15 protein-coding genes are annotated in these 18,320 nt (G+C 35.7%); all 15 read right to left on the reverse strand.

All coding sequences use genetic code 11. The features are described 5' to 3' along the window. Positions 1-162: 162 nt before the first annotated feature. The gene (locus tag ACFOUY_RS17635) at positions 163-1,401 is read right to left on the reverse strand and encodes a class I SAM-dependent methyltransferase (protein ID WP_378962535.1); all 1,239 of its coding nucleotides are present in this window, start codon (positions 1,399-1,401) and stop codon (positions 163-165) included. A gap of 17 nt (positions 1,402-1,418) precedes the next feature. Then, a complete protein-coding gene (locus ACFOUY_RS17640; protein WP_378962536.1) occupies positions 1,419-2,222 on the reverse strand; it encodes a DUF1365 domain-containing protein in 804 nt (267 codons plus the stop codon). Between the two features lie 118 nt (positions 2,223-2,340). Further along, positions 2,341-3,624: an NAD(P)/FAD-dependent oxidoreductase gene (locus tag ACFOUY_RS17645; RefSeq protein ID WP_378962537.1), complete on the reverse strand. Its 1,284-nt coding sequence runs from the start codon at positions 3,622-3,624 to the stop codon at positions 2,341-2,343. A gap of 27 nt (positions 3,625-3,651) precedes the next feature. After that, positions 3,652-4,719: an SAM-dependent methyltransferase gene (locus ACFOUY_RS17650; RefSeq protein ID WP_378962539.1), complete on the reverse strand. Its 1,068-nt coding sequence runs from the start codon at positions 4,717-4,719 to the stop codon at positions 3,652-3,654. A gap of 68 nt (positions 4,720-4,787) precedes the next feature. Next, entirely contained in the window at positions 4,788-5,591 is an 804-nt protein-coding gene (locus tag ACFOUY_RS17655; RefSeq protein ID WP_378962540.1) for a DUF1295 domain-containing protein, read from the reverse strand. An 83-nt stretch (positions 5,592-5,674) separates the two neighbouring features. Next, positions 5,675-6,004: a DUF1475 family protein gene (locus tag ACFOUY_RS17660; protein ID WP_378962541.1), complete on the reverse strand. Its 330-nt coding sequence runs from the start codon at positions 6,002-6,004 to the stop codon at positions 5,675-5,677. 246 nt (positions 6,005-6,250) lie between these two features. After that, a complete protein-coding gene (locus ACFOUY_RS17665) occupies positions 6,251-6,979 on the reverse strand; it encodes an acyl-CoA desaturase (RefSeq protein WP_378962542.1) in 729 nt (242 codons plus the stop codon). A 133-nt stretch (positions 6,980-7,112) separates the two neighbouring features. Next, on the reverse strand, positions 7,113-7,610 hold the full coding sequence (locus tag ACFOUY_RS17670; RefSeq protein WP_378962543.1) for a cupin domain-containing protein: 498 nt from the start codon (positions 7,608-7,610) through the stop codon (positions 7,113-7,115). A gap of 73 nt (positions 7,611-7,683) precedes the next feature. After that, positions 7,684-8,238: a hypothetical protein gene (locus ACFOUY_RS17675; RefSeq protein ID WP_378962544.1), complete on the reverse strand. Its 555-nt coding sequence runs from the start codon at positions 8,236-8,238 to the stop codon at positions 7,684-7,686. 196 nt (positions 8,239-8,434) lie between these two features. Further along, positions 8,435-8,668 carry a hypothetical protein gene (locus ACFOUY_RS17680; RefSeq protein ID WP_378962545.1) on the reverse strand — a complete coding sequence of 78 codons (234 nt, stop codon included), beginning with the start codon at positions 8,666-8,668 and terminating at the stop codon, positions 8,435-8,437. A gap of 145 nt (positions 8,669-8,813) precedes the next feature. After that, positions 8,814-12,359 (reverse strand): family 43 glycosylhydrolase, encoded by a 3,546-nt coding sequence (locus tag ACFOUY_RS17685; protein WP_378962546.1) that lies wholly within the window; start codon positions 12,357-12,359, stop codon positions 8,814-8,816. Between the two features lies 1 nt (position 12,360). After that, positions 12,361-14,649, reverse strand: coding sequence for a S9 family peptidase (locus tag ACFOUY_RS17690; protein ID WP_378962547.1), 2,289 nt, complete (start codon positions 14,647-14,649; stop codon positions 12,361-12,363). Between the two features lie 97 nt (positions 14,650-14,746). Further along, positions 14,747-14,968 carry a hypothetical protein gene (locus ACFOUY_RS17695; RefSeq protein WP_378962549.1) on the reverse strand — a complete coding sequence of 74 codons (222 nt, stop codon included), beginning with the start codon at positions 14,966-14,968 and terminating at the stop codon, positions 14,747-14,749. 56 nt (positions 14,969-15,024) lie between these two features. Further along, a complete protein-coding gene (locus ACFOUY_RS17700) occupies positions 15,025-16,449 on the reverse strand; it encodes an APC family permease (protein ID WP_378962550.1) in 1,425 nt (474 codons plus the stop codon). A 33-nt stretch (positions 16,450-16,482) separates the two neighbouring features. After that, positions 16,483-18,273, reverse strand: a complete 1,791-nt coding sequence (locus ACFOUY_RS17705) for a DUF885 family protein (protein WP_378962552.1) — start codon at positions 18,271-18,273, stop codon at positions 16,483-16,485. Positions 18,274-18,320 lie beyond the last annotated feature (47 nt).

The raw sequence follows: 18,320 nt of genomic DNA on the forward strand, positions 1-18,320 counted from the left end.
TATGTAAGATGGATGGTGGAAAATGCATGCTGGAAGATGGGAGATGGTAAAATGAAACCTAAAAGAACAACATGTCTTAAAACTATTGTCCCCTTTTAATATCTTTTATGAGCGATGCAATCCCATTATTCATTTTAACTCAAAATCATAACATTTTACATCTTACCTATTGGTATTATTTGGTCGAGAATAAACCAGTTGCATAACATTTATATTGCGCATAGCAAAAGCTGCCTCACAATAATTTAAATAGTAATTCCATTTGCGAATAAATGTTTCATCAAAGCCCAGGTCTTTAACTTTCTCTAAATTCTTATTAAATTCTAGATACCAAAGGTGAAGCGTTTTAGCATAATCCAAACCCATGTCTTTTAAATCAACCAACGTTAAATCGCCAGTGTTATTAATGGCTTTATTAATTGCAGAAACAGATGGCAAAAGCGACCCTGGAAATATATGTTTCTGAATCCAATCTACCCCATTTCGCAATTTATTGTAGCGAGAATCGGGCGATGTAATCACCTGAAAAGCAAAAATTCCATTCGGCTTTAGCAGTTCCTGGCATTTTGAAAAATAAGTTTCCAAATATTGATGACCAACCGCTTCCAACATTTCAATTGAAACAATTTTATCATAACTACCTTCAATTTTACGGTAATCCTGTATTATGATAGAAACTTTATCTTCCAATCCTTCTTGCCTTACACGCTCAATTGCAAGTTTTTGTTGTTCTTTAGAAATCGTTACCGAAGTAACCTTGCAACCATAATTTTTAGCTAAATAAATTGCATTTCCACCCCAACCACTGCCAATTTCCAAAACATGATCGGTTGATTTTATTTTCAGCTGTTTCGCCAACCTATCGTATTTTGCATACTGAGAAGCCTCCAAACTAACATCCTCGTTTACGAAATAACCGCTGGAATAAGTCATGGTTTTATCTAAAAAAGTGGCAAAGAAATCGTTGTTTAAATCGTAATGTTCTGATATATTTTTTTGAGAACCTGCCAAAGTATTTGCTCTACGGATGTGCGTAAGCTTATTAACCCATTTAAAAAGATTTAGGGCAGCAGACTTCACCTTGCTCCCGGTAATTGATGGGGCATTTTCGATATTTAGAATTACCCACTTAATAACGTTTGTAACACTCGGCGTATCCCAGAGACCGGCAGTGTAACCTTCTCCAAAACCAATATCACCATACAAAGCAATAGATTTAAAAAAATCGGGGTGATTTACGCGAATATTTGCCGATATTTTATCTTCACCATTACCAAAAATTAAAATTTCTCCATCAGGAAGAGACAATTCGAGTTTTCCTAAAGACATTTTTGAAAGTGCATTAATTACAATTCTTTCGAAAAAACTAGTTGATGTTTTGGTAGCGACTAGGGAATTCATATTTATTGAAGCGTTTGTTATGGTTTGTATGGTTTATATACGTTACGTTGCAGTTCAGGGTTTTCGGCTTTTGGATGAAAAGATAGTTTTTTTAGCCAAAGTCTTAGTGCTTGCCAATGTATCATTCCCATAATTTGCAAAGGAATTAAAGGAATAGATAAAAAATATTTCAACAAGTTAGCATTGCTTAATGTTTTGCGTTCGCCATTTAATGTACTGATAAAAAACTTATTACCATTTTTATCGATATCATCAATTTTAATCTCAAGCTTATCTGTTGGAATTTTTAAATTGAAATCGAATACATCATCATGATCGATAAAAGGAGAAACATAAAAATATTTTGTGGTGATTTTTTTAAATGTATTGCCATGTAATTCATCTTTTCCAAAGAAAAAAAGTTTCATCTCGCGGTATGTATTGCTGATTTCGGCTACACAACAAACTGGATTCTCGTTTTTATCAAAACAATAATAGAAAGAAACAGGATTAAAATTATAACCTAAAACATTTAAGTTGGTAAGTAGCCTGATTTTTAAATTTGTTCCATCAACACCATTTTGGCTCAAATAGTCTTCTAAATGTTGACTGGTATTTTTTGTTTTATCTGGCTTTTCTCTGGGTAATTGTAAATGCTCGGCATCTCTAAAGGAGAACAGGTTAAATTTATTTCTGCTAAACCAACGGAGTTTTTTTGTCAACAAATCAATTTCATCCAAATCGATATAAAACATATACACGTTGTACCAGAAAGAATGCTTTTTTGGTGCTAAGCGATGATGCATTACTTTTGCGGTATATATCGAGGATGTAATCGGCATTTATGATTAAATTTAATAAAAAATATTTTTCCGTGGCTAAAGCACGACGGCAATGAGCAATCTTTCCAAATAAAACTTCCAAGCATAGATTGCTTCGTACCTTGCAAGGACGATTTATCTACAATCCCCTACACAAATCTACCGCACTCTTGTATGCATCTTCATGAAAGCCATATTTAAAATAACTCCCACAATAGTAAATCGGACCATTTTTGTTTAATTTGTGTAATTGTTCTTGTGCTTGCATAGCCGGAACATCAAACAATGGATGATGGTAATCAATTTCCTTTATTACCTTAGTAGGATTTAGAGTTGCCGTAGGATTAATCGAAACAAAATAATTTGTCTTTTTTGAAACACCCTGCAAGTTATTCATCCAATAAATTGTACTTGGCAAAAGTTTATCGCCCTGTTTTTCTACACGATAATTCCAACTGCTCCAAGCCAATTTTGCTTTTGGCATTTGGTCTTCATCGGTATGTACAACTGCTTTATTTAACTGATACGGAAACTTAGATAGTAACTCGGTTTCTAAAGCCGTTTTATCTTTTACAAGGTCGAAAGTTTGGTCGGCATGGCTAGCCATAATTACTTTATCAAATTCGAATTTTTCTCCTTTTGAATTTTCTACTTCAACTTTTCCGTTTTCTAACCGCCTGACAGAAACAATTTTATTATTAATTTTGATCCTATCTCGAAAAGGCGCAATAAGTTTTTCACGGTAAGCCTGACTTCCGTTCTCCAATGTGTACCATTGATGCTGGGTATCTAAACCTAAAAATCCATGATTCTTGAAGAAACGAATGAGCGTAACTGCCGGAAAATCTAAAATTTGCTCCATCGGCGCACTCCAAACCGCAGCGCTCATTGGTATAAGGTATTGCCAAAGCATATCATCGCTGTAACCAAATTCCTTAAAAAATTTACCGATAGAATAATCTTGGTATTCTGCTTTATCTAAAATTTCTACGCTTTGCTTGTTGAAACGATTAATCTGCATCAACATTTTCAAATAAGGAATATTAAAAATATTTTTCCGCTGTGCGAATAAATGATTTAAACTAGAACCGCTATATTCTAACTTTTTCGGCAAAAACTGTACGCTAAACGACATATCTGTTTTAATCACAGGTGCCCCAATTTCGGCAAACATTTCCGTTAAATTTGGATAGGTTTCATGGTTAAAAACCATAAAACCCGAATCCAAATAAATGGGTTTGCCGTCTTCCTCAAGCGTAATGGTGTTGGTGTGCCCACCGATATAATCTGCTTCTTCAAAAATGGTGATGTCGTATTTATGTTGCAGTTTGTGTGCGCAACCCATACCTGCTATTCCTGAACCAATAATGGCGAGCTTAGCCCCTCCCAGGCTCCCCGAAAGGGAGGAATTAGTATCTTCCATGTAATTTTGCTGTCGATTTTTAAAAAACTATGCTTGCGAACTTTGAGCTCCTCCCCTTTGGGAAGGTTGGGTAGGGCTGAATAAATAATGACAAACCATCCACTCGTTTCCCTTATTGTAATTAAACAATTCAGCGCAACTCATGTAAAATAATCGCCAGTAAACCCACCATTTTACGGCTTGGTCTTTACCATAGGTATTTTCCAAAATCGGCATGATTTCTTTTTTATGTTTATCCATATTGCTTAACCAAGCTTCTGATGTTTTGCCGTAATTGGTTCCATTTACTACCCAATGCTTATCGATTTTTAAATCATCGTTAAAGTAGAAAAATAAATGGTTCGAAGGCATAATTCCCCCAGTAAAAAAGTATTTACTCATCCAATCGGTTTCATCAATTACCTCAAATTTGTAGGCTAAAGTTTTATGCGTAAAAATGTGTACAAACAATTTACCATCGGGTTTTAAAAAGCCAGCAACTTTGTTCAACAAGAATTTATAGTTACGCATGTGCTCAAACATCTCTACAGAAACAATCCTATCGAAAGTATCGGCAATGGTAAACGTATTCATATCTGCAGTTAAAACAGTTAGATTTTCAATGCCTCGTTGCTTTGCTGTTTCATCGATAAAAATTTTCTGCGTTGCCGAGTTAGAAACTACAGTAAACCTACTATCAGGAAATTTAGCGGACATATACAACGAAAGTGATCCCCATCCACAGCCTAGTTCCAAAACATTTTGTCTGCTTTGTAAATCTGCTCTTTTGCAAGTCAAAGCCAACATATCATCTTCAGATGTATCGATATCTTTAACGCCGGGTTTCCAATAACCACTGCTATATTTTAAGTTTTTCCCCAAACAATATTGAAAAAACTGGGTAGGTAACTCATAATGTTGCTCGTTGGCTTCGGCAGTATTTACCGCAATTGGCGATTGCTGTAACTCGGCAACCAAATCCATAAATTTTTGTTGTTGTAACTCTTCGTCGCCTAAAGTTTCATCATCTAAACGTTGTTTGCAAAGTTTTCTAATTCCCAAACGCAAAGCTGAATCTGGAAGTTTATCGTTTTCTAAAAGTTTATCGTACCACATTTTAAGGTTAAAGGTTAGAAGGTTGAGGGTTTTGTTAAGTCAGTCCAATTTTGCACCTATATCTTTGGTCATCGCTCTTCCTGACTTTTTCCCCAAGGGAAAAAAGCGCTTGTTGTTTCTTGATATTTTTTATAAGCCACTGGTTTGCTTCGCAAATTTTGTTCTTCGTTATTTGGAACGCCGGTAACTTTGGTTAATAAGTATAAAATTATGGCCGGACTAATTACGGCCAAAATCCCCCAAGGCGATGATAACGCAAAAATGAAATATGCCATCCAGGTTAACCATTCGAAAAAATAATTGGGGTGACGGCTGTAGTACCACAAACCAGTATCGCAGACTTTACCTTTGTTTTTAGGGTCTTTTTTGAATTCGGCCAGTTGTCGGTCTGCAATCATTTCGCCAAAAAAGGCAACAACCCAAATCGCAATACCTGCATACTCCCAAGTAGCTATTTGTGGTGATGGATTTGCCGTTATAATAAAAAATGGAATAGCCAATAAAACATTAGAAATGGCCTGAAATTGAAAAAACCAAAAGAAATTCAGATTTGCTTTATCGCCCCATTCTTTACGAAGCTGTTGGTAACGCCCTTCTTCTTCATCTAAATGACCAATAACACGTTGCCAAAGATGAATACCCAGCCTTAATTCGGCAATTAAAAACATCGCACAAATCAATAATTTTCGGGTTTCGAAGCCTTCAGATAAAAAGAAAGTTATTACCGTAATAACAGGAAAATTTAACGCCCAAAATACATCTACAACACCTGCATTTTTAATGTTTTTTGCCCAAAGCCAAACCAAAAACATAATGATGCAACAAGCAATTAAAGAAATAAGCGTAATAAAAAGTAAATGTTGTAGGTCCATGTAAGGTTTAGGGTTTTGGGTATAAGGTTTAGGAAAACGGATTCTGCCTTTGGTTTTACCCTATGCCTTGTCGCTTTAACCTACTACCTTTTTACCAGCAATTCTTTAACACCTTCGCCTGGTTTTAGTTTGAATAAATGAACTAAAACATAAGCTAAAGTGGCAATGCTACCTAAACATACGAACAAAATTGCAATAGAGATTTTAAGAATAATACTTTTTTCTTTGTAAAACATCCACAATGCGATAATGAAGATGTTAGCATAGAAATCCCACAGGGTTGCAGCCATCCAAGGGATGCTTCCTAAAAAATTCCACTGTTCGAAAAGGTTACTTTCTAACGAAGTGCTAATTACTTTATAGCACATAAAAATCAGCAATGCTGAAATAACAATTTTAAGGAAGTTGATCATATTGGGATGATTTTATTTTTTATCGAAAAGCATCGTTCTGTTCATATCAGTTACGAAAGTCTCGCCATTCGCTTTACCTCGTTATACTCCATGATCGCTACTGTTTAGCTAAATCAAACATTGCAAGAAAAAAAAACAATTGTTAGTCTAAAATTATAGAAGCTTAAGCAAATAAAAACCCATTATTATAAGCTTCCAAAGTTAACTTGCCACTCCTTACTTGATACCCTGTACTTGATACTATCTTTAAACCTTCCTGATCTTAATAATTTTCATCCAGTGCAATACTTTCATTACCGGATAAGTTGGGTCGAACTCCCACCATTTCGATGCAAAATTTGGGCTATTTGGTTTTTTGTGGTGATTGTTCTGAAACAACTCGCCCATTAACAGGAAATCCCAAGGAAGAGAGTTTTTGCTATGGTCTTCATTATCATGATTAGAATAACCATATTTATGACCACACCAGTTAACAATTGCGCCATGCAATGGCCCCATTAAAAAGTGTATTGGTAACAAAATAAATAACCACCAATGATTTGCAAACATCACGTAAAACCCGATGTAAAATAATCCGCAAGCTAATCTCCAAGCCCAAGAATTACCAATTCTATCAACTAAAGGCCACTCAGGATAATTACCTTGAAAAGCAGGTTCAGGCTGTATTTTGAATTGAAGATAATCCATGTACATATTCTTTGTTGCAATCATCATCCCAAATACGTCTTTAAAAAAGTGTGGCGAATGTGGGTCTTTTTCTGTATCGCTATATGCATGGTGCATACGGTGCAATATTGCATAAGCCCTCGGATTTAAAAATGATGAACCTTGCGAAATCAGTAAAACCAGATAAAAAAATTTCTCCCAAAATGGTTCCATTTTAAACATTTTATGAGATGAGTAACGGTGAAGGAAAAAGGTTTGGCTAAACAAGGATAAAAACCAATGGCAAAGAAAAAAAATAAGAATTATCATGTATTATGTGTATGCTTTATAAACGAAATTAGAGGGCGTTTAGTTTTATAAGGATGGAAAACCTATAGAGCGGGGTTTAGAATTGAAAGAATCCTGCTCCAAAATATGGAACAGGATTTATAAAATTGAATTATTATCTACCAAAATCGTCTTGAACTCTAACGATATCACTTTCATCCGATGGATTGGAAGCATCAGTATGTTGCCAAATTTCTGCCACAACACCCCAATCTTCTAAACCAATTAAACGGTGACGTTCACCTTGTTGTAATTTAATTTGGTCTTTTGGAGCGTACTTTTTAACATCACCCTCTTCGTCGGTTTCGCTGGTTTTGATACCAACAGTACCAGTAACTACTTGCCAAATTTCGGCTCTGCGGTGATGATATTGCCAAGATAGGCGTGTATTTGGTGCAACAATTAAAATTTTAGGACTTAATTTACCACCTATCTTTAGGTCTTCAACATTTAAACCATCAAAATAAGTATCTGCAAATTGCTGTGCTTGCGCTTCATCAATTACAAAGAAACCACCCCAAGGACGAGTTTCATCGCGATTTACTACATTAAAACCTTCAATTTTTAAACGTTGAGCAACGTTATCGAATATTTCTTTTTTGTCGTTTTCCATAATTGGCGTAAAAATAATGCTTTGAAATTAAAAAAGCCCTCTCGGGCTTTTTATTTTTTTTACAAATCAGCTTCTATTTAATTTCTGATATTATAATGTCAGTTGCCTGACCGACACTTTGAATAACTAAAGGAAAAGCGGCATTATTCAATATCCATAATTCTTGCTTCCCATCTTCAGTTAATACATGAAAAGTATCTACATCTTTACCATTTACTTTTATTGCTGCACTTTCTGGAGTTTTAATTTTAAACTTGGCACCACCATAAGTAAATGCTTTCGTATCCGTTAGTGTTTTAAATGCATCTTTAGAAATAAGAGAAAAACTTTGAGTATCACTCAACTTAGTTGCTCCCAATGCAGGTTGGGTTACCTGGAGCAATTCACTCCCGCTTGAAAAAGCTTTCTCGCTCATTTCAAAAGAGCCTTCCCCATAGCCATCAACGGCCCAGCCAATACTAACGGGAGCTGTAGCGCTAATAATTTTTAAAGCCAGCGGAAATTCCTGTCCGCCAACAATTGCTGTTGCCGTCATAACCGTTCCATTTTTAAGCTCTGGCACAAACTTCTGTGCATAAGAGCCTAAACTTGTGGCTAGAAGGCAACAAATAGCGATAATTTTTTTCATATGTATAAAATTATTTTCAATGGTTATGAAGCTATCATGATTTTATTCATTGGTGTGTGGTTGGCAAAATCATGATAGCTTCATAATAAATTAGTTTTTATTGAAGGTAAAGTTTTTTAAGGATATTAAAAATAGTGTAAAAAAAAAGCCTCGACTATTTTAATAATCAAGACTTTAAGTTATTTAGTTTATACTTTTAATTTTCTAATATATTTTCTAAAACCGTTTCAATAAATATAGATTTGCCATTATTCCACGTTTGTGGAGAAGACATGTCTTCTATTATGTTTTTTATTTTAGAATCAGGAATGTTTCCCAGGGTTTTAAATTCTGTAACTAAGCTATAAGAATTCATATCACCAAAACCCCTTAACTGCTTAACTTTTTGCAGGAAGGTGCTTAAATCTGATTGTCTTTGTAGATTTCCCATAGTGCAAATTTATAATTTTCACTAATTAATAATACAGTAAAAACACCCTTTTTGCAATTATTTTTGTGATATTAATCAAAAAGTTTACTCAAAAGTTCTTTTGGGCAAATATCCGATTTTAAAAACCACGATAATTCTGGCCTACCTATTTATTTATTCTTTGGATAATTTTGAAGTCGCTAAAAATTCCATAGCCAGAAATATCTCCATTTGTTACCTGATAAATGCCAATTTGCAATGGTTTATTTACCACATCATCACGTTTTATTGGGCTACCAGGAAGTTCTGCCCACTGCTTACCATCCGTACTTCCACGCATAAAGAAAGTATTTCCAATCCGCTGTATTTGTAAATATCTAAAGAAATTCCATCCGGCAAGATTGTTAGTTTGTTTACGTTCTTCCTTACTTAAATTGGTAATTATATTTCCAACACCCCAACCCATCATAACGCCATTTTGCAAAAGCAGGTTCTTATTATTTGGATTACGCACCATAATTCCAACCTCATTTGCACCGTAAACTTTCTTTTGAGAAAGCCCTAAAAAGTCATCAATTTTTACTTCAGCGATAAAACCCCCTTCAACATTATGGTAAGCAAAGGGTCCGATTCGCTCCGTTCCATCCCAAAAAGTATTATGAGAAACCATTTTTAAAACGCCTTTATTCTGGATAACGGTATCTGCATTTCCAATAACTCCATCCCAAGAAACCCCAGAAAAAACCTTGTTCGATAATGGGATTGAGGTTAAATCTCCATCCGTTTTTTTTATTTTAAATAGCGATAAATCTGTTTTTACTTCAGTTGGCAATGATAATTTCGTAACATTTCCGTAATTATCTTTAACCTTAACTTTGTAATTATATTTGGTGTCTGGAGAAACCGAAAAATCTGTATAACTCGAAGAACGAACCCAATTTGCGTTATTACCATCATTTCCTTTAGAAAAAAGATATTCTAAACTTTCGCCAGGTAACTTAGGTTTACCAGCAATCATATAAATCATATTTGGCGAAACAGCCAGCGGTTTTGATTCGAAACTGGCTTTTATTTGACTAGTTTGTTGAGTTTGTTTCCAATAATTAAATTCTTGCAAACTTGCTTTTACATCAAGTCTGTAATTATAGATGCAAATTGAAGATATTACTGTTTGGAACCCATTTGTTTTACCATCAGCTGCAATTGAAAAACCTTCTTTTTTCTGCTTGTTCTTAATCAAAAAATTCTTAGATAACTTGCCATCAACTAAAATTTGAAATTTACCATCTTTAAAATTGCAAATCACTTGCTGCCATTTCCCTGTTCCGCTTAAACTAACGGATTCATTATCCTTTCCAAAAAAAAGATTCGTTTTTGTACCTATCGGAGAAAAAAGCGATAAAATGAAACTAAATTCTTTTGATAAACTTATTGCTTTATTTATCTCGGAGCCAAACTTCAATCCAGTTCCGCTGGCCAATTTAACTGCAATTTTACCATTCACATCTGCAACTTCTAAATTCCCTTTGCTTGATAATTTACCTAAAGCATAGCCATTATTTGTCCATTCCTTTAGCAAACCATAATTTAGGTTCTTCGCATCGGCATAAACAGCAATATCGCTTCTTGTCCCTTTATCGTATTCAGCAACAACTTCCTTTTCTGTCAATGGTTTATCATACACTTTTAGTGAAGCCAAGGCACCTGAAAAATTATTGCTTTCATCTTCGTTTCCACCAATAAAAAATCGTGACAGGTTACTTACGAACAACATCCTTCTCTCCTGCCTATCTAATTTACCATCTACATAAATACGTTCCATTGTTCCATCAAATACCATTGAAATATGATGCCAGACATTTGCTTTTGGTAATTGCTTATAGCCCAAATCTGCCCATCCCAAATGCGAAGTAGCTCCTGCCCTTTTACTTTTGCCATAACTTATCCCAACATTGCTTAAATCATTACCACCTTTTTTAGTCCATGAAACAATTGTTTCTTCATCTGCAATTTCTGGATTGAGCACCCACATACTTACAGAATAGCTGCTGTTTCCACTTAGAGATTTTGGAGCAATACTTGAAGAGACTAGGCGCTCCCGACCATGAAAAAGCAATGCTTTTTTACCATCAATGATAGAAACTTCAGGTTTATAGGCATCAAATGCAGAGATTAATCCGCCAAGCTTTCCTTTGTTGGGTATATTTTTAACCAGTGAACTGATTCTAAGCGTACTCAAATCCAAATCAATAAGTAAACCTTTGGATTCAAATTCCGCCAAAGAAGACCATTTTTTAACAACCGTTTTCATTTCAGGATGATAATCTGCATTATCAAAAACCTTAATATTCCAAATCGCTTTATTCAAGCCTGGATATTCTGTTCGCAATATTGTTGTTCGTAAATATCTAGCGTTCACATTCCCAAAATCAATCATAGGACTACCGTGTTGTGTGTTTCGGCTCCTATCTGCATAAAGTTTCCACAGCTTTCCATCTAAGGAGTATTCGATTTTATATTGATAATACCAAGTGGCATATTCAAATTGGGTATGTACACTTCGCACATTTGTAACTTTCCCTAAATCTACCCGAAGCCAGGCTTTACCGATGTTATTTTTTGGCTTCCACAAGGTTCCATTGTTATCGTCAACGGCATATTCTGCTTTAAAATCCTGATCGTAAATAGATGAGGCCAAAACGGTTTTCCCTAGTGCTAAATTTGGGTGTGGGTTTTCATTTTTCCCCAAATAACCAATTCCGGTATGCGTAGGAATCAATTTTAAAATATTTCCTTTATCATCGAAGATGATTTTATCTGCAGCTACCTGACGATGATATCCTCCATCTGCGTGAGGATTATTATGACGGTGATAAATCAGGTAAAAATCATCGCCTTGCTGCAATACCGATTGATGACCCGGACCATGAACGGTTCCGTGTGCATTGGTAGAAAGAATTGGGTTATTAGCGGCATATTTAAATGGGCCCATCGGGCTGATTGCCGTTGCATACTGAACCCGATATGTTCCATCCTCACAATACCCTGATGAATAGGTTAAATAATACACCCCATTTCTCTTGAAAACAAATGGTGCTTCAAAAAAGTCCTTCGCATCCGTGTTCGGAATTTGAGCAAGTTTAGAAAACGATTTCATATCTGCATTAAGCAAGCCAACGCCGCAACCATGATTTGGATAAATACCCCAAGTTCCCCAATACATATAATACTTTCCGTCGTCATCTTTAAAAGTTTGCCCATCAAGCGTAATCACGTTAGGCACTAAAAAATTAGGCACAATCGGTTTTTTAGGTTCGAGTAAGGATGTCCACGGGCCAACCGGACTTGAAGACGATGCACCGAATATTTCTACCGGCTGACAATAATATAAATAGTATTTTCCATCAGGACCTAAAGTGGCATCAGGTGCCCAATAATGATGCGTTGTTGGCCAATTCATATCCTGCATTGCCCAGTTTACAAAATCTTTAGATGTCCAAACCTGCGATGGACCAAAACCACCTCCATTGCCATCAGTTGTAGCATAAATATAAAAGGTATCGCCAAATTGCTTTACGGTTGGATCGGCAAAATAACCTGGTATAATCGGGTTTCCCATTCCTTTATCCAGATGCGAAGATTGCGCATTAACCATTTGTTGATAAAAACCAAATACAAGAAAAACAAAGAATTTCAACTCAGAGATTTTCATACTATTTTGATGGTGTAAGATTAGTATGCGGGGGTTCGGCATTAAGTAAATGCCTTACAAAAAAATCTCTTTTACGGCGGCGGCCATAAATACCGCCATCGCTATGCCCCATTCCCGGAATGCTAAGAATATCGAAATCTTTATCTGCCTTAATTAATGCATCTGCCAATCGATAAGTAGATTCTGGTGGAACATTTTCATCAGCTTCGCCAACAATTAAAAATAAATTACCCTGAAGTTTGGCTGCATTTGTAATATTCGATTGCTTGGCATAATGCTCCCCTACAGGATAACCCATCCATTGTTCGTTCCACCATTGTTTATCAATTCGATTATCATGACAGCCACAAGCCGAAACTGCAGCCTTATAAAATTCGGGATGAAAAAGTAATGCGCCTGTAGAATTTTGTCCGCCGGCTGAAGTTCCATAAACACCAATTTTATTAATATCAGCATTTGGATATTTCGCAGCCATTGCCTTCATCCACAAAATGCGGTCGGTAAAACCTGCATCGGCAAGATTTTGCCAACAAACATCATGAAAAGCTTTAGAGCGATTTGCTGTGCCCATTCCATCAATTTGAACCACAATAAATCCCAATTCGGCCATACTTTGCATTTCACTTGCAGGCAAAAAACTTTTAGGTACAAAGCTATCTTGTGGTCCGGCGTAGATATATTCTATAATTGGATAAATCTTTTGTGAATCCATTTGAGATGGCTTACAGACTACACCCCAAATATCAGTTACGCCATCTCTACCTTTAGCAACAAAAACCTCTGGCAATTTTACACCTGTTTGTAGAAATGGCTGCACACCGCCTTGTTCTAATTCTTTAACTATTTTACAGTTTGCAGTAAGCTTTAAACTGGTTACAGGTGGAATATTTACTTCTGAATAAGTATCAATATAATATTTTCTATCTGGTGAGAAACTTAATACATGATTGCCTTTTTCAGGGGTTAAATTGACTAAGCCTTTTCCATCGAAACCAATTCTGTAATAATGAATAAAATATGGGTCTTCATTGGTATTCTTGCCGCTCGCCCGAAACCAAATTTGTCGCTTTGCAACATCAACACTATCAATATCTCTAACTACCCAATTCCCTTTTGTAATTAACTGTTGTTTACCCGAAATGGCATTTACAAGATAAATATGCTGCCAGCCATCTTGTTCACTTGTATAAATTATCTCATTTGTCTTCTGTAAATAGCGGGTATAAATTCTGCTCTCGTATATAAACGTTTTTGTTTTCTCATCAATAATGTTTTTCGTTTTACCAGTTTCTACATCAACCTCTATAACTCTAAATCTTTGGTGCCCGCGGTCTGCCTTTTCATAAGTAAAATACCTGCTACTATTATTTCGCCAGTGTAGCGGCTGTGGGCCGAAAAAATTGGTAGCTTCTACATCAACTTTAGTGACCGTTTTAGTAGCTAAATTAAATACATAAGGCTGATAAGACGTAAAATCATCTCCAGGTTGGGCATATTCACGAGATTTTAATACGCCACGAGTTGTTCCTTGAACAGAACTCAAAACATAATGAACTTTTTTAATTTCCTTCGGGTCGGTTTTATAAGCAATAATATGTTTTCCATCGGGCGACCATTCAAAATTACTGTAAGGTTTTTCTATACTTCCATCCTTACTTAAAACAGTTTCAGCTTTTGTATCTAAATCAACAACGACAATATTGCCTCCAATAATTTTAATTTCGTTTTTACCATTTGGTGAGCGGCTAAAAGTTTCGCTGCCTGCCCAACGCGAATGCTTTTGTTGTAAACGGCTCTTAGGATTATATCGATAAACACTTGTATCAGTTACCGCATTTACACTGTAATCATTTAGGTTAACCTGATACCATTTTTGGTCTAATTTTAACTTTAGGGTAAGCTCATCTTTAAAAAACAAATCTGTTGACCTTAAAAGATTATTAATGCCTGTTTTAGCTGTAGATTTTTCTATTCCGCTAACTAATTTATTGGCATCGAATGCGACTTTACGCTCACCCGAAACTACGTTTAAATATAGGTATTCCCAGTTTTTATTCGGAAGATTTTTCTTGTACCAAAAAGCTGTTCCATCCTTTTTCCATGAAGGGACAATATCATTATTGGTAGGAATATTTCGCAGAGCAGTATCAAGCCTTTCTGCTCTTAAATAGGCGTTTGCCATATCGGTAGCGCTCGGCTTATAAGGCGCATTCTGAGCGTTTGCACTAAAAAACAAAAACAATAAAGAAAGTATGGCAATTGCTTTTTGCACGGGGAGATGAGTTTTCATTATAGCTAAATTAGACCGTAAATATAAATTAGTCGTAACTTAGATTACCATTGAATATTGATGCAAAGCGAGAAGATTTTAACCCATCTTAATGAGATTAGCAATGAAACGGTGATGCTGCTTTTGATGTTTTAGTTTCCTTTTCAACATCAGATAAATTCTTTTTCACCAAAAACAATCCAGCTAAAATTAAAGACGCTAAAGAAAGATTATTAAAGTTGAATAGGTAAAACAATGCAGAAGATATACTGCAAAATAGAATTGCAAATAGCAAAAAATGCTGATTTCCTTTAGAATGTATAGTTTTTACATCTCTCATATTTCCTAATTGAAGCCTTAGCTAAATTTATTTAAAAATTTCGAAAAACATATACTTTATCGGGAGATATTTTCCTTTGTCCGATATGCATTTTTAATTATATAATAAACCGGAATACCAATTAGGGTGATGATTAATCCTGGCCAGGTAAATTTAGGTTTATACACAATAAGCAGTAAGCAAAAAGCCAAGCCCATTATGATATAAATAATCGGCAAAACCGGATAACCAAAAGCCTTATAAGGTCGTTCTGCATTTGGACGCTTTTTTCTAAGGATGAAAATCCCGAAAATAGTTAGCATATAAAACATCACCACTACAAACGAAATCATATCTAATAAATCGCCGTATTTACCACTAATGCACCATAAGCAGGCGAATAAACATTGAATCCACAATCCAAAACCTGGAACGGCACTTTTGTTTAGTGTGCCAACTTTTTTAAAGAATAAACCGTCTTTTGCCATCGAATAATAAACCCTGGCACCAGCCATAATTAGTCCGTTATTACAACCAAAAGTCGATACCATAATCATTACAGCAATACTTATGGTTCCTGCACTACCAAAAATATGATTCGCAGCAGATACAGCCACACGGTCTTTATCGGCATAAGCAATATCATGTAGGGAGAGCACGCCTGTGTACATCACATTGGTAAGAATATATAAAACAGTTACAATGATGGTCCCTAATGCAAGGCTTAAACCAATATTACGTGCTGGATTTTTAATTTCGCCAGCGATAAAAGTTACATTATGCCATGAATCACTACTAAATATAGACCCAACCATGGCGGCGGCAATTGCTCCAAAAGCTGCCAATGTAGAATAAGAAGCAATAGAACCATCGGCAGAAAGGCTGCCCAATTGCCACATATTTTTCCAGTTGTTTTTCCATATATCTGCATCTAAAAAGAATAAACCAAAAACAATTAACCCAAAAAGGCTGAGCAGTTTTGCAACCGTAAAGCTGGTTTGAATAATTTTACCGCCATTAACCCCTCTGTTATTGATATAGGTAAGCAACACAATCACGCCAATTGCCAACAATTGAGCTGGTGATATGGTAAAAAAACCTAAATCAAGAGCGACTAAATCTTCGCTAAAAGCGGGAACTAAATAAGCTGTAAATTTTGCAAAAGCTACACCTACTGCAGCTATCGTAGCCGTTTGTATAACTGTGAAGAAACTCCATCCGTATAAAAAACTGATTAGCGGATTATAAGCTTCTTTAAGATAAATATACTGACCACCAGCTTTAGGGAACATTGCGCTTAATTCGCCATAACTTAAAGCGGCAGTAAGTGTCATAAAACCAGTAATAAGCCAAACGATAAGTAACCACCCAGAACTGCCAACATTACGTGTAATATCTGCGCTAACAATAAAAATACCCGAACCAATCATACTTCCAGCTACCAACATGGTAGCATCCATTAATTTCAGTGAGGGCTTAAATTGAGTGGTTTCTTCTTTCATAAACTTTATGTCGATTCTATGGTTCTGATTGGATTAAGGCTTGGCAATTTTATCGTAAAACTTCCACGAAGTAGTAAAATCTCTTGTTATGGGTTGATTGATTAAGGTTGCCCTAATCATCTCTACAGGAATAAGATTTTCTTTAATTACCGCATCATGAAATTGTTTAAAACTCATTTTTCCGCTATCTACAAGCTCTTTCTTTAGTGCAAAAAGTTGTAAACCACCTGTTAGGTAAGCAACCTGATAAAGCGGACTATAATTACCTTGAAACGAACGACGAACTTCGCCTTCTGCATTTGCACGTTCATGACCAACTCGGTCTACCAAAAAGTCGATACATTGTTGTGGTGTCCATTTACCAAGGTGATAATTTAGCGAAAACAGAATTCTTGCACAGCGATGCATACGCCAGAATAGCATCCCCATTTTTTCTTCAGGTGTTTTGGCAAAACCTTTTTCGTAAAGCAAAAGCTCCCAATATAATGGCCAGCCTTCTACGCTAAAAGGTGTTTTGAAAGATTCGCGATAGCTTTTGTATCTGTTGTTAATGTAATATTGATAATGATGACCTGGCAGAAGCTCGTGTTGAACCGTTCCTCTCGAAAAATATGGATTGTTACCACGCATGCTCATCAACTTATCATTTTCCTCCATTGCATTTGTTGGATAAGAAATACTAATTTCTCTGCCGCCTGTGAAAAACGGATTAACAAGCTGCCTTTCGGCGGACATCATAACCATTCCCCAGGTTTCTTCAGCTAAAGCCGGAATTTCTATAAGGTCGTTTGCTTTTATAAAAGCAAGAGCATCATCCTGAAGTTTTACAATCAACTCTGGCTGTTTACCTAATGGTACATAGCTATTTTTTATTTTCTCCTGTGCTTTTTTCCAGTCTTTTCCAAAACCCATTTCTGCAGAAGCTTTTAACAATTCGGTATCGCAAAATTCAAATTCTTTTTCAGCAAGTTGAATAAGTTGTTCTGGTGTGTAAGGAATCATCTCAACATTTAATTGCCTAATTAACTCATCGCGACCAATTGGCAGACCTTTTATACCTAATTTATCATGTTTTGCAGCCATTAAACTATCTTGTTTAGCGGAGAATTGTTTTGCATAATTGCCCAATGCTATGTCTGCTTTCTCATACGGTTTTGGAACCCACCAGGTAAAAGTAGGCTCATAATTCATGTAAAACTGATAAAATCCTTTTAAGCGATGCTTTAAACTTAGCGTAATTGCAGATGCTGTTGTTAATTGTTCTGAGCTAAGTTTGTTTGTCTTTTTTAAGTCTAATGATGCCGAATCAATCATTTTTGCAGTCGCATTCAGTTCGGCAGCTAAAAGTGCTCCGTCTTTGTAAGTTCCTCTTCTACGTAATGCTTCCAAACCATAAACTGAATCGGCAAATGGAAAGTATTTCGCCAAAGATTTGTAGCCCTGCTCTTCTTGATTAAGCAGCAAAACTGAAGCTTCAATTTGCTTTTTAAGAAGTACATAATCTACCTTTCCGTAAATGCTGAATGTATTAAAGTTTGCAGCTTTCAACTTTAATAGGTAGCCGTTATTGATTTCTTGCAAGCGTTTCCGCTGAACAGGGCTTTTAAAAGTTGTAAGTGGAGATGAATAATATCCGCCAACCGAATAAGGGTAATAGAAATCGTTAATGGCATCAACATCTTTTTCATAACCAACAATGAGTGTACCCATTTCGCTGGTTTGCTCGTAAAGACTTGAAGTTGAGTTTTGAGCACAAAGCCTAGGTGATAAAAGTGTACCGAAGCTTATGAAAAAAAGGGTGCAGAAAATTAAATTATTACGCATAAAGAATGGTTTAAACTGGACAATAGCCGTTGCATCCGATTAAAAAA

Origin of the sequence: Pedobacter jamesrossensis (assembly GCF_042650905.1) — a bacterium.
In the GTDB taxonomy this organism is placed as follows: Bacteria; Bacteroidota; Bacteroidia; order Sphingobacteriales; family Sphingobacteriaceae; genus Pedobacter; species Pedobacter jamesrossensis.

Coding starts and splice junctions, on each gene's coding strand:
- ACFOUY_RS17635 (WP_378962535.1), bottom strand. CDS start 1,401: ATGAATTCCCTAGTCGCTACCAAAACATCAACTAGTTTTTTCGAAAGA.
- ACFOUY_RS17640 (WP_378962536.1), bottom strand. CDS start 2,222: ATGCCGATTACATCCTCGATATATACCGCAAAAGTAATGCATCATCGC.
- ACFOUY_RS17645 (WP_378962537.1), bottom strand. CDS start 3,624: ATGGAAGATACTAATTCCTCCCTTTCGGGGAGCCTGGGAGGGGCTAAG.
- ACFOUY_RS17650 (WP_378962539.1), bottom strand. CDS start 4,719: ATGTGGTACGATAAACTTTTAGAAAACGATAAACTTCCAGATTCAGCT.
- ACFOUY_RS17655 (WP_378962540.1), bottom strand. CDS start 5,591: ATGGACCTACAACATTTACTTTTTATTACGCTTATTTCTTTAATTGCT.
- ACFOUY_RS17660 (WP_378962541.1), bottom strand. CDS start 6,004: ATGATCAACTTCCTTAAAATTGTTATTTCAGCATTGCTGATTTTTATG.
- ACFOUY_RS17665 (WP_378962542.1), bottom strand. CDS start 6,979: ATGATAATTCTTATTTTTTTTCTTTGCCATTGGTTTTTATCCTTGTTT.
- ACFOUY_RS17670 (WP_378962543.1), bottom strand. CDS start 7,610: ATGGAAAACGACAAAAAAGAAATATTCGATAACGTTGCTCAACGTTTA.
- ACFOUY_RS17675 (WP_378962544.1), bottom strand. CDS start 8,238: ATGAAAAAAATTATCGCTATTTGTTGCCTTCTAGCCACAAGTTTAGGC.
- ACFOUY_RS17680 (WP_378962545.1), bottom strand. CDS start 8,668: ATGGGAAATCTACAAAGACAATCAGATTTAAGCACCTTCCTGCAAAAA.
- ACFOUY_RS17685 (WP_378962546.1), bottom strand. CDS start 12,359: ATGAAAATCTCTGAGTTGAAATTCTTTGTTTTTCTTGTATTTGGTTTT.
- ACFOUY_RS17690 (WP_378962547.1), bottom strand. CDS start 14,649: ATGAAAACTCATCTCCCCGTGCAAAAAGCAATTGCCATACTTTCTTTA.
- ACFOUY_RS17695 (WP_378962549.1), bottom strand. CDS start 14,968: ATGAGAGATGTAAAAACTATACATTCTAAAGGAAATCAGCATTTTTTG.
- ACFOUY_RS17700 (WP_378962550.1), bottom strand. CDS start 16,449: ATGAAAGAAGAAACCACTCAATTTAAGCCCTCACTGAAATTAATGGAT.
- ACFOUY_RS17705 (WP_378962552.1), bottom strand. CDS start 18,273: ATGCGTAATAATTTAATTTTCTGCACCCTTTTTTTCATAAGCTTCGGT.